Here is a 3,222-nt window from a genome sequence, read left to right as displayed (position 1 = left end):
CCAGGGCGCTGCCCTGGACTAAGCCAGGGAGCCAGCCCCCTGGACCCCGATGCGTCAGGCTTTCTTAATCTGACCGGAATTTTGTTGCCGAAAAACCTCATACAGGGCAACCCCGGTGGCCACGGAGACATTGAGCGACCCGACGCCGCCTGCCATGGGAATGGCCAGGAGCTGGTCGCACTTCTCCCGCGTCAGGCGGCGCAGGCCGTGCCCCTCCCCACCCATGACCAAGGCCAGAGGCAACGTGAGATGGACATCGAACATCGGCGTTGTGGCCTCACCCACCAGTCCGTAGATGGGGACAAACAGACGCCGCAGCTCATCCAGGGAGTGGGCCAGGTTGGTGACGCGGACCAGATCAACATGGTTGGTGGCCCCGGCAGCCGCCTTTTCAGCCGCCGGCGTCAGAGGCGCCGAACGGTCCTTGGTCTGCACCACGGCTGTCACGCCAAAAGCGGCTGCACTGCGCAGGATGGCCCCCAGATTGTGGGGATCCTCGATACCGTCCAAAAACAGAAGCAACGCCGTTGAATTTCCCGGCACCTGCGCCAGCAGATCGGACCATTGCGGTTGCACCCGGGACACAACGTGGGCGATCACCCCCTGATGCACCGCCCCGTCGGAGAGGCGATCCAGGGTTGCCCGGTCGACAAAACGCAGCTTGGCTTGTCGATTTCGGGCCAACTGCGCCGCTTCATGGAGGCGCGGGTTGCGGCTTCCATCCAAAATCGTGACGGCAGAGACACCCCGGGTGGAATCCTGCAACAGAGTCAAAACTGCGTTGAGTCCGTAAATCAGCATTTTTTTCTTTTCCAGGTCGTTCCTTCCTTGGAGTCCAGAAGGAGCACCCCACGCCGGGCAAGGTCGTCACGGATTTGATCCGACCTGGCAAACTCTTTGGCCCGGCGGGCCGCAATCCGTTCGGCGATGGCAGCCTCGATCTCCTGCTCGCTGGGTTCGCCGCTCCCCACGGCTGCACCGGCCTGGAACCATTGGGCAGGGGCAAGCCCGGCGATCCCCAAAAGCTGCCCCATCCCCCTCACCCGCCCTGCCGCCGTTTCGCTCCCCGAACGGTCACCCGCCGCCACCGCCCGGTTCAAATCCTTGACCACCTCGAAAAGGATGCCCAAGGCCTGCGGCGTGTTGAAATCGTCCTCCATGGCAGCCAGGAAGCGCCTTTCCTGTTCGGAGTCTTGTTTTTGTTCCGCATGGGCAAATGCGGCGGACCCCTGGACCGGCAGCGGGCGTCCCAGGAGAGTGTCGGCCCCCTGCAAGGCCGTGTAGATGCGATCCACCCCAGCCTGGGCTGCGGTCAACAGGTCATGGCTGAAATCGAGCGGGCTGCGATAGTGGCTGTTGAGGATGAACAAACGCATCACTTCACCCGGATAACGGGCCAAAAGATCGCGGATGGTCATGAAATTGCCCAGGCTTTTGGACATTTTTTCCCGCTCGCCCGTCTCCCCCACAACGTTGACGAACCCGTTGTGCAACCAGTAGGCGACCGCCGGCTTGCCGGTCACCCCTTCCGTCTGGGCGATTTCGTTTTCATGGTGAGGAAAAACAAGATCCAAGCCGCCACCATGGATGTCGAAGGATTCACCCAGATAACGGGTGCTCATGGCGGAACATTCGATGTGCCAACCGGGTCGCCCCGCTCCCCAGGGGGAGTCCCACCGGGGCTCGCCGGGTTTGGCGCCCTTCCAGAGGACAAAATCCAGCGGGTTTTGCTTGCGGGCATCGACGCTCACCCGGCTGCCGGCGGCCAAATCAGCCAACGCCTTGCCGGAGAGGGCCCCATAGCGGGGAAAACGATCGACGGCATAATAGACATCCCCATCGCCGACATAGGCCAGCCCCTTGTCCAGCAACTGGCCGATCATGGTCTGCATCTCGGTCATGTGAGCCGTGGCGCAGGGCTCCACATCGGCGCGATCCACCCCCAAAGCCGCCATGTCTTCGTGGAAAGCCGCGATGAATCGCGCCGTCAGCTCGTTCAGCGTCACCCCGGTCTCTTCGGCGCGCCGGATGATCTTGTCATCGATATCGGTAAAGTTGCGCACATAGGTGACATCCAGCCCGGTGGCCCGCAAAAACCGGACGATCGTATCGAAAACGACCATGACCCGGGCGTGACCGATATGGCAGTAGTCGTAAACCGTCATGCCGCACACATAAATGCCGAGGCGACCGGCGACGCGAGGCGCCAGGGGTTCCTTGCGCCGGGTGAGGGTGTTATAAACCGTAATGCCCATGGCGATCTCTCTGCAAATCATGGGCATGCACCGCTGGACCGCGACTGCTTCGCAGCCAGGGTTGCATCGCCCATTGGGTTATCCAGAGTGTATGTTATACTCGAAGAGCATCCGTTTCCGCACCTGACTGCGTAGAGATCCCGACAAATCAGGATCCAGGGGAGTAACGACCGGACAGGTCCAAAACAAATCGATCTCCACCCACAGCCCAGGGAGGGTTATCCATGCCTGCAAACAAGCACCACAAGGTGATCATCATCGGATCGGGTCCGGCTGGCTATACGGCGGCCATTTACACGGCACGGGCCAATCTCCAACCTGTCGTCATCCAGGGCATGCAACCCGGCGGACAGCTCACCACAACCACGGAGGTGGACAACTTCCCTGGCTTTGAGCACGGTACTCAGGGACCGGAGCTGATGCAAAAAATGCAGGCCCAGGCGGAACGGTTCGGCACCCAGATCATTTTTGACCTGGTGACCCAGGTGGATCTCCAGCAACGCCCCTTCAAGCTCACCTGTGATGGCGGAGATGTTTATACCTGTGATGCCCTGATCATTGCCACGGGCGCGTCAGCGCGATGGTTGGGCATTGAGGCGGAAAAACGCCTCAGCGGCTTTGGCGTCTCCGCCTGTGCCACCTGCGATGGCTTCTTTTTCAAGGGGGTCGATGTCGCCGTGGTGGGCGGTGGTGACACGGCGGTGGACGAGATCGATCTTGCCGCAGTGCATGCAGACCTCGTGACTGCCGAAGAAAAGATCGGCAAGGCCAAAGATCGCCACAACCAGTTCCTCGCCGAACTGGGCCTGCCTTTGCTGCCGTGACAACGCTTGGTAGCCTGCTACCGTTCGGCCATGGCAACAGTTTGTGATATGGCAACGATTCGGCACCCTTTCCAGAAAGGATTGGACCAAAAAAGCCTGGATATGAAAGCCTTTGTCAGGGCTTCGCCCCGAACCCCACCAGG

3 protein-coding genes are annotated in these 3,222 nt (G+C 60.8%); 1 reads left to right on the top strand and 2 read right to left on the bottom strand.

Annotated features, from left to right (window positions below; all coding sequences use genetic code 11):
- Positions 1 to 54: 54 nt before the first annotated feature.
- Both rlmB and HQL63_16140 read right to left on the bottom strand, forming a co-directional pair.
- Positions 55 to 801: a 23S rRNA (guanosine(2251)-2'-O)-methyltransferase RlmB gene (gene rlmB, locus HQL63_16145; protein ID MBF0178353.1), complete on the bottom strand. Its 747-nt coding sequence runs from the start codon at positions 799 to 801 to the stop codon at positions 55 to 57.
- On the bottom strand, positions 795 to 2,255 hold the full coding sequence (locus HQL63_16140; protein ID MBF0178352.1) for a cysteine--tRNA ligase: 1,461 nt from the start codon (positions 2,253 to 2,255) through the stop codon (positions 795 to 797). Before HQL63_16140 ends, rlmB begins: the two co-directional genes overlap by 7 nt.
- Positions 2,256 to 2,479: 224 nt before the next feature.
- Here HQL63_16140 and HQL63_16135 point away from each other — a divergent pair, with 224 nt between their 5' ends.
- A complete protein-coding gene (locus HQL63_16135; protein ID MBF0178351.1) occupies positions 2,480 to 3,079 on the top strand; it encodes an FAD-dependent oxidoreductase in 600 nt (199 codons plus the stop codon).
- The last annotated feature ends 143 nt before the right edge of the window (positions 3,080 to 3,222 follow it).

This window comes from Magnetococcales bacterium, from assembly GCA_015231175.1.
GTDB lineage: Bacteria > Pseudomonadota > Magnetococcia > Magnetococcales > DC0425bin3 > HA3dbin3.
This window is presented reverse-complemented; position numbering and strand designations above follow the sequence as displayed.